1 protein-coding gene is annotated in these 595 nt (G+C 65.4%); it reads left to right on the top strand.

Annotated elements, in window-relative coordinates:
* A partial coding sequence (locus tag QQJ79_RS15830; RefSeq protein WP_284223891.1) for an autotransporter outer membrane beta-barrel domain-containing protein occupies window positions 1-595 on the top strand: 595 nt, incomplete at both ends.

Raw genomic sequence — 595 nt, 5'->3', positions numbered from 1 at the left:
TGAGTGCAGGTGCGGATCTGGAAGTATTGCCATCCCTGACGCTGGGCGGGGCCGGGTCCTATACCCGGACGCTGGCGTCATCCTCTGGCGATACCCATGTGGACAGTTACCAACTGGCCGCCTATGGCCGCTGGCAGGCGGGATCGCTGTATCTGGACGGGGTGGCCGGCGGTGGCCTGCACCGGATTGAGGCGGATCGCACTGTCACTGTCGGCGCCACGCGGGAAACCGCCCGGGCCGATTATGGGGCGCTCGATCTCTCCTCCGATCTGGAAGTGGGCTATGGCCTTGGGCTTGGGGACGGGGTGTCGGTGACACCGTTTGCCGGGGTCCGCTATGGCTGGCTGCATCGGGATGGCTTTACGGAAACCGGCGCCGGTCTTGCCAACTTGCGGGTTGAGGATGACCGGGAACACAGCCTGTCCTCTCGCCTTGGCGGGCGGGTCGCCTATCAGCAGGATTTGGGCGACGGAATGTTCGTTCAGGGGCGTCTGGAAGCGGCGTGGGTGCATGATTATCTGGACCGCGCCGGTCAGATCAACGCGGCCTTTTCCGCCGCCCCGGACAGCGGTTTCCTGATCAACGGGCCGGACCG

The sequence above is a fragment of the Brevundimonas denitrificans genome, from assembly GCF_030160755.1.
GTDB lineage: Bacteria > Pseudomonadota > Alphaproteobacteria > Caulobacterales > Caulobacteraceae > Brevundimonas > Brevundimonas denitrificans.
This window is presented reverse-complemented; position numbering and strand designations above follow the sequence as displayed.